Genomic DNA, 5,943 nt, shown 5'->3' with positions numbered 1-5,943 from the left:
CAATTTATCGTGTACCTTTTCAAAATCTAGTTGGAGATGAAGGCTTTTATATCTATCAACAGGTGTATCCCGTTATATCAATTTTCGTTGTTTGGACATCTAGTGGCTTTGCTGTGGCCATTTCTAAAATGCTTGCAGATAATGATTGCATTGCTGATACAGTAGAACGTCAGAAACGACGAAACACCATTATGCGTGTGGTTTTCCGATATTTGACGATATTATCGCTATTATTTTTTGCAATTTTATTTGGAGGTGCTGAAATTATAGCCCAGTGGATGGGTGATGTTCAATTGGCACCTTTAATACGTACAGGCTCCCTTGTAGTATTGGTTATGCCAGCACTAGCAATTATGAAAGGTGGCTTTCAATCTAGAGGCATTATGGAGCCTATTGCATATGCCCAAGTTCTCGAACAAACGATTAGAGTAACTGTTATCTTAGTAGGCACCTTTATTATAATGACAACAACAAAATCACTTTATGATGCAGGGAAAATGGCTGTTATCGGTACAGTAATTGGTGAAGTTACGGCCCTGTTATTGCTTGCTTATATCTTTTATAAACGATTTGGACTTCGAAATAATCAACACCTACATCAGGTGAAAAGTATTTCAATTATTAAAGAAGTAACATGGTTGAGCTTAAGTGTCAGCATGAGTGGTCTACTATTACTTGGATACCAGCTGGTCGATTCATTTACGATTTATACATCATTGATTGACAATGGTATGGCACCTACATTAGCGAAGGAAACGAAAGGTATTTATGATCGTGGACAGCCGTTAGTACAATTAGGGGTTGTTATCGCTTCTTCGTTGTCGCTTGCTATTGTGCCACTTGTTGCTCATTTGTCGAAAAAACAAGAGGGGCGAAGTGCTATACCATTTATACAGTTAACATACAAAGCATCGATACTATTTGGCTGGTCAGCCTCATTAGGTTTAATGCTTGTCATGCCTTATATAAATGAAATGCTTTTTAAAACCAATACTTTATCAGAAGTTTTAATCGTCTATGTATTCCAAATCGTCCCATTGTCAATTATTCTTACATTTACGGCAATCTTACAAGGATATGGTAAATTAAAAAAGCCAGCATTATTTTTAATCATTGGCTTTTTGTTAAAAATCATATTGAATGTACGGTTAATTGGTTGGTTGGGTGTATTAGGTGCAGCTGTTGCGAATGATATTGGATTATTAGTAACAGCCTTCTTGCTTATTGTTTATTTGAAAGGATTGACTGGTATTCAATTTGCATCAGGAGACTTTTATAAAAAAGTAGGGGTGGCATCATTAAGTATGGCAGCTGTTGTACTCGTATGGTTACAAATAGCATCAGCGTTTTTAAGCCATTTGATGTCTTCACGTTTGATGGCGGTGGTGGCAGGTCTAACAGCTGTATTTTTTGGCGCATTTGCTATGCTAACGATTATTGCTAAGAAACGAGTGTTAGTAGAAAAAGAGTGGTATTTATTGCCGTTTGGACGCAGAATGGCTGTCTACCAATTATGGCTAAATTCAAAGAAGTAGGTGTGAATATTGAATACATTAACAATTATAGGCTTAGGTGCGGGGGATTTTAATCAGCTGCAAATGGGCGTTTATAGAAAATTAAAGGCTGCTAAAAAATTATATGTACGAACAGTGGATCATCCAGTATTAAAGGAATTAGAAGCTGAGGGAGTACAATTCGAAAGCTTTGATAAGGTTTATGAAAAACATGATGCATTCCAGCCAGTCTATGCAGAAATTGCAGATGCTCTTATTGAAGCTACTGCTGTTGAGGATATTATGTATGCTGTGCCAGGCCACCCATTGGTTGCAGAACAAACAGTACAATTACTTATTGCAGCGGCTAATAATAGTCGAATTAATTTAGTCATTGAGGGTGGTCAAAGTTTCCTGGACCCAATCTTTGGCGCATTAAAAATTGACCCAATTGAAGGCTTCCAATTACTTGATGGTACTAGTTTTTCAATGCATGACATCAACATGCGTCAACATATCTTAATTGCTCAAGTATACGATACATTTAGTGCTTCAGAAGTGAAGCTAACATTGATGGAAAAATACGCTGATGAGTACCCTGTGACAGTTGTTACGGCTGCAGGGTCTTCACAAGAAAAGATTGTAACGGTACCTCTCTATGAGCTCGATCAAAGTGTCGAAGTAAATAATTTAACAACAGTGTACGTTCCGCCTGTAAAATCTCAGGAAGAAGCATTGAGAGATTGGACAACATTCCGCCAAATTATTGCCACGCTAAGAGGTCCGAATGGCTGTCCTTGGGATCAAAAACAAACACATGAGTCATTAAAAAAATATTTACTTGAAGAAGCACATGAATACTTGGCTGCTGTAGATGCTGAGGATGATTTTGCAATGATTGAGGAACTTGGTGATGTGCTATTACAAATATTTTTACATGCCCAAATTGGTGAAGATCAAGGCTACTTTACACTAGAGGATGTTTTAGCTTCAATTAGCGAAAAAATGATTCGTCGCCATCCGCATGTTTTTGGTGATGTAGCAGTAGAGGATGCTGATGCTGTAGTTGCCAATTGGGAGGTAATCAAAGCTAAGGAAAAGGGTACTAGCGATAAACCATTATTAAAAGAAGAGTATAGAGCATCCTCTTCATTACAAACAGCCTATAACTACCAAAAAAGAGCTGCCAAAGTAGGTTTTGATTGGCCTGATGTGGAGGGAGCATGGGATAAGTTTGCTGAGGAATGGCAGGAATTCCGCCATGAGGTGACAAAAGGCTCAAATGCCTCCCGTCTTGATGAGTTTGGTGATGTATTATTTACATTAGTGAACTTAGCACGTTTTTACAAGCTGTCTCCAGAAGAGGCCATGTTACATGCAAATGAGAAATTTGCTAGACGATTTGGTTATGTAGAGGAACAGGTGAAAATTAGTGGAAAATCATTTGCTGATTTTACATTAGAACAATTAGATGCATTCTGGAATGAAGCAAAGCAATTAGAAAGGGAGTAAAAAGATGAGACTAGATAAATTTTTAAAAGTATCCCGTTTAATAAAACGCCGCACTTTAGCTAAAGAGGTGGCAGATCAAGGGCGTATTACAGTCAATGGAAAGGTAGCAAAAGCTAGTAGTGCTATAAAAGCTGGGGATGAGCTAGCTATCCGTTTTGGTCAAAAAATAGTAACAGCTCGTGTTGAAGAATTAAGTGATACAGTGAAAAAAGAAGATGCAGCAAAAATGTTTACAATTTTGAAAGAAGAAAGACTAGAAAAAGTTGAACCTGAATTTATCGATGATGAAGAATAGCGTTAATTTTATTTTCTAACTTACCTAATGTTGCCCTACCCTTCTTTTGTGGATGAAAGTAATGCACAACTTAAATAAAGTTTGTCATGCTTTGAAGGTTGTCCGCATAAAGTGAACAGAAGCTAGGACGACTAAAGGAGGAAGAAAATGACGCTACATCAAGAAAGTAATCGTTACACAATTCCATCTGGAGAGCATATTTTAACGATTCGTAATCGTAAAAGAATGGACATGACTTCTGTAAAATCAATTGAACGCTTTGATCAGGAAGAGTTTTTTATTAAGACGTCCCAAGGGCACTTGTTAATTCGTGGTGAGGAACTGCATATCGTTCATTTAGATGTTGACAAAGGATTATTGACACTTGAAGGAACTGTAAAAACCTTACAGTATGACGAGGAGGAAAGTGGCTTCTCGAAAGGTTTCCTTCATAAGTTATTTGGATGATTGTTAGTGAACAATTTTATCAATTAATTGTCATGGTTTTGAGCGGTATAGCAGTTGGTTTCATAATTGATAGTGTAAGACTTATTGTTTTTTCAACTCCAAAAAGGTCAAGCCTTCGCAAGTGGATGATGATTTTTGAAATATTAACATGGATTCTACTTGGAGGATTGACATATTATTTATTATTTTGGCTAAAAGACGGCGCTTGGCGGGCTTATGACCCGCTAGCGCAAATAGCCGGAATTTTTTTGTATCAATCGTTTTTTCAAACTTTTTTACGTTTCGTAGCTAGAATTTTGGTGAATATAACATGGAGGCCCTTCTGGTTCATTGTACGTTTCATTGTCACTGTAATTCGACATATTTTGCAGCTATTATTAAATATAGTAATGTTTGTTATAAGACCTTTTGTCAAAATTTATTCGTATTTGTCCTACACTTTTTTTAAAAAATTACGATATTTGAAGTATAATAAAAAGCAACAATAATTTTCGGAGGTGCGGGCATGACTAGACGTCATTCATCAAATGATGAACAACAGAACTTCACAAAGCTTGATAATGACTATGTCCGTAACACGGATAGAGCTATAAATCGCAAACAACAAGCTCGTAAACGTAAAATGCGTCGTATTGTCTTTTTTGCGATTGTACCAGTCATTATTATCGCTCTTCTCTTAAATGTGCTGTCACATCAAAATGAAACATTAGCGGCAAAAGAGAAATCAAAAGAAGAAGCGAATAAGCATCTCACTGAATTGAAAGAGGAACAAGAAACATTAAACCTTAAAATCAAACAATTACAGGATGATGAATATATCGCGAAACTACTAAGAAAAGAGTATTACTTATCCGAAAAAGGTGAAGTTATTTTCATTATGCCAGATAAGAAAGATAAAAAGGACGACTGAAAAGCTATGTATTGTTGACACTCTTTTATTGTTATATATAATGAAAAGAGAAGCTTATAGTAGTAAAAGGTTTGATTAAATTGATTACATGGCTCAAAAGAGTCGCTTAATTTTTAAGGAGGAGCATTTTTTTTATGTCAATTGAAGTAGGCAGCAAGGTACAAGGTAAAGTAACAGGAATCACAAATTTTGGAGCATTCGTTGAGCTGCCAGATGGCAAAACAGGCTTAGTTCACATTAGTGAAGTTGCTGACAATTATGTAAAAGATATCAATGAGCATCTAAAAGTTGGAGATGAAGTTGAAGTAAAAGTGATGAATGTTGAAGCGGACGGAAAGATTGGTCTTTCAATCCGTAAAGCAAAGCCTCAAGCTGAGAGACCAGAGCGACCAGCACGCCCACGTCGTGAGAATCGTTCTAATGATCGCAACGAACGCCACCAGCCAAAAGAAAATTTTGAGCAAAAAATGGCACGCTTCTTAAAAGATAGTGATGAACGTCTAGCAACACTTAAACGTGCTACAGAATCAAAACGCGGAGGTCGCGGAGCTAGAAGAGGGTAGTTTGCTGACTGTTTTAATCGTAGAAAAAGTGTATGAAATAGAGTTGGGATTAGCTTGTTCATAGCTAATCCCTTTTTTCATGTCCCTATAGAGTAGAAGAAGGCCTTCTCTTCTTTTTTATAGGTGTTATATCCTTTTCGTCAGCAGGAGCGATAATAGCCTTTTCTGCTGGATGGGTCACCATTTTGACAAGTAAAAAAACACCATATATACTTACCGCAAGTCCGCAAAGTAATAGTGCTATTTGAACAAAAAAAGGTAAATTAATAAGAATTGAAATTAAAATAATCATCGAGCCGCTCCCACAAATTAAAGCAGCCTTCGTTAATGCGCCCAAGGAAAATGAACCCCCCTAAAAATAAATCTTTTATTTAGTATGCCATATTTTAAACTTTGTTACATAGAATTTTCAACGTAATGAGTGAATTCTAGGAGTCCATAGCTTACATTTTTAGAATAAAAATAGGCGCCTCAGAAGTAGATTCTGAGACGCCTATTTGAGATGACCCGTACGGGATTCGAACCCGTGTTACCGCCGTGAAAGGGCGGTGTCTTAACCACTTGACCAACGGGCCTACTATGGTGGCGGCCGAGGGGATCGAACCCCCGACCTTACGGGTATGAACCGTACGCTCTAGCCAGCTGAGCTAGGCCGCCAATATAGTAAATGGAGCGGAAGACGAGGTTCGAACTCGCGACCCCCACCTTGGCAAGGTGGTGTTC

At 37.5% G+C, this 5,943-nt stretch carries 8 protein-coding genes and 2 tRNA genes; 7 read left to right on the top strand and 3 right to left on the bottom strand.

Features of this window, described 5'->3' with window-relative positions:
- From RT445_RS09370 to RT445_RS09340, 7 genes are all read left to right on the top strand, one after another.
- Positions 1-1,535, top strand: a 1,535-nt coding sequence (locus tag RT445_RS09370) for a putative polysaccharide biosynthesis protein (RefSeq protein ID WP_313470452.1), incomplete at its 5' end; no start/stop codon positions are given.
- A gap of 9 nt (positions 1,536-1,544) precedes the next feature.
- Positions 1,545-3,005, top strand: coding sequence for a bifunctional methyltransferase/pyrophosphohydrolase YabN (yabN, locus tag RT445_RS09365; RefSeq protein ID WP_274795168.1), 1,461 nt, complete (start codon positions 1,545-1,547; stop codon positions 3,003-3,005).
- 4 nt (positions 3,006-3,009) lie between these two features.
- Positions 3,010-3,300, top strand: coding sequence for an RNA-binding S4 domain-containing protein (locus RT445_RS09360; protein ID WP_274795169.1), 291 nt, complete (start codon positions 3,010-3,012; stop codon positions 3,298-3,300).
- Between the two features lie 147 nt (positions 3,301-3,447).
- Complete coding sequence (gene yabP, locus RT445_RS09355; protein ID WP_004229167.1) at positions 3,448-3,747, top strand: sporulation protein YabP; 300 nt, start codon at positions 3,448-3,450, stop codon at positions 3,745-3,747.
- Entirely contained in the window at positions 3,744-4,235 is a 492-nt protein-coding gene (gene yabQ / locus RT445_RS09350; RefSeq protein ID WP_312507368.1) for a spore cortex biosynthesis protein YabQ, read from the top strand. The genes yabP and yabQ overlap by 4 nt, the downstream gene beginning before the upstream one ends.
- A 17-nt stretch (positions 4,236-4,252) precedes the next feature.
- Positions 4,253-4,657, top strand: a complete 405-nt coding sequence (locus RT445_RS09345; RefSeq protein ID WP_274795170.1) for an FtsB family cell division protein — start codon at positions 4,253-4,255, stop codon at positions 4,655-4,657.
- 134 nt (positions 4,658-4,791) lie between these two features.
- Entirely contained in the window at positions 4,792-5,220 is a 429-nt protein-coding gene (locus RT445_RS09340) for a S1 domain-containing RNA-binding protein (protein WP_274795172.1), read from the top strand.
- 85 nt (positions 5,221-5,305) lie between these two features.
- Here RT445_RS09340 and RT445_RS09335 read toward each other — a convergent pair whose 3' ends face one another.
- The 3 genes from RT445_RS09335 to RT445_RS09325 all read right to left on the bottom strand — a co-directional run bounded on the left by RT445_RS09335 (position 5,306) and on the right by RT445_RS09325 (position 5,877).
- Positions 5,306-5,557: a hypothetical protein gene (locus tag RT445_RS09335; protein ID WP_312507367.1), complete on the bottom strand. Its 252-nt coding sequence runs from the start codon at positions 5,555-5,557 to the stop codon at positions 5,306-5,308.
- A 166-nt stretch (positions 5,558-5,723) separates the two neighbouring features.
- Positions 5,724-5,795: transfer RNA gene (locus RT445_RS09330), tRNA-Glu, on the bottom strand.
- Between the two features lie 5 nt (positions 5,796-5,800).
- Positions 5,801-5,877: transfer RNA gene (locus RT445_RS09325), tRNA-Met, on the bottom strand.
- Between the last annotated feature and the right edge of the window lie 66 nt (positions 5,878-5,943).

This window comes from Lysinibacillus sp. (assembly GCF_032093475.1).
Classification (GTDB): Bacteria; Bacillota; Bacilli; order Bacillales_A; family Planococcaceae; genus Lysinibacillus; species Lysinibacillus irui.
Note: the sequence above shows the minus strand (reverse complement) of the source record. Positions and strands in the feature narration are given on the sequence as shown.

Coding starts and splice junctions, on each gene's coding strand:
- yabP (WP_004229167.1), top strand. CDS start 3,448: ATGACGCTACATCAAGAAAGTAATCGTTACACAATTCCATCTGGAGAG.
- RT445_RS09340 (WP_274795172.1), top strand. CDS start 4,792: ATGTCAATTGAAGTAGGCAGCAAGGTACAAGGTAAAGTAACAGGAATC.
- yabQ (WP_312507368.1), top strand. CDS start 3,744: ATGATTGTTAGTGAACAATTTTATCAATTAATTGTCATGGTTTTGAGC.
- RT445_RS09345 (WP_274795170.1), top strand. CDS start 4,253: ATGACTAGACGTCATTCATCAAATGATGAACAACAGAACTTCACAAAG.
- RT445_RS09360 (WP_274795169.1), top strand. CDS start 3,010: ATGAGACTAGATAAATTTTTAAAAGTATCCCGTTTAATAAAACGCCGC.